This is a genomic window from Nonomuraea spiralis (assembly GCF_014648435.1).
In the GTDB taxonomy this organism is placed as follows: domain Bacteria; phylum Actinomycetota; class Actinomycetes; order Streptosporangiales; family Streptosporangiaceae; genus Nonomuraea; species Nonomuraea spiralis.
Genome location: NZ_BMRC01000103.1, coordinates 1 through 527, shown reverse-complemented (window position 1 = coordinate 527; position 527 = coordinate 1). Strand labels below are relative to the sequence as shown.

Sequence of the window (527 nt, the reverse complement as noted above, 5' to 3'; positions counted from 1 at the left end):
GGCCCCTCGGACGCCGGGGGCGGGCCGTTCGCTGTCATGATCGAGGGGCGCCGGGGTGCGCACAATCTCTTCGGCCAGGCACCGAACAGTTCCGCAGTCAACCGGACGATTGCCTGAAATCGATCATCAGCGGACGATTGGCGCATGCGCCTGAACTTCCAGGTGGGCGACCTCGCGGCCACCCGGATCGTGGTCTCGCCCCTGACCCACGCGATCTTCGCGGCCATCAGCGTCCATCATCCTGAGCTGACCGAGAAAGGCTCGATCTGGCGGGACATCGCCAGGACCGTGCCGCGCCGGACGCTGCCGCTGCTCGACATCCTCAACCGCGGCGCCTCCCGCGTCACCCTCCATGACGGCCTGGTCGCCTCCGAGGTGGCCCCGCCGATCCAGACCGCCGCGCTCTCCGACGAGCTCGACACGCTCGCCGCCCTGGACACCCCGCCGCAGGAGCGGGAGTTCGGCGGCGACCTGTGGCGCTTCAGCGGGCTGCCGGGACGGCCCGACCTCGACATGGACCCCGCGCG

At 70.8% G+C, this 527-nt stretch carries 1 protein-coding gene; it reads left to right on the top strand.

What is annotated here, in order from left to right; genetic code table 11:
* Positions 1–144 precede the first annotated feature (144 nt).
* The coding region (locus tag IEZ27_RS53500) for a hypothetical protein (RefSeq protein WP_189654326.1) at positions 145–527 on the top strand (383 nt) is incomplete at its 3' end.